Raw genomic sequence first — 320 nt, 5'->3', positions numbered from 1 at the left:
TTCAGGAACGTTTAACTATACTGTAACTACAACAGGAGGATGTCCACCAGCAACAACAATTGGAACTATTACTGTTACGCCATTAAACACGATTGCTGCAGGTACGAATCAAACGGTTTGTATCAATAGTGCTATTACGAATATTACTTTAGCCACTACAGGTGCAACTGGAGCAACATTTGCTGGATTACCAGCAGGTGTTACAGGTTCATGGTCAGGAAACGTTGCAACCATTAGTGGTACACCAACTGTTTCAGGAACGTTCAACTATACTGTAACTACAACAGGAGGATGTCCACCAGCAACAGCTACCGGAACAA

1 pseudogene is annotated in these 320 nt (G+C 42.5%); it reads left to right on the top strand.

What is annotated here, in order from left to right:
* Positions 1 to 320: pseudogene (locus GFJ99_RS13540) on the top strand (pectate lyase); the annotation flags it as partial.

The sequence above is a fragment of the Flavobacterium sp. LMO6 genome, assembly GCF_009495795.1.
Lineage (GTDB): Bacteria > Bacteroidota > Bacteroidia > Flavobacteriales > Flavobacteriaceae > Flavobacterium.
Note: the sequence above shows the minus strand (reverse complement) of the source record. Positions and strands in the feature narration are given on the sequence as shown.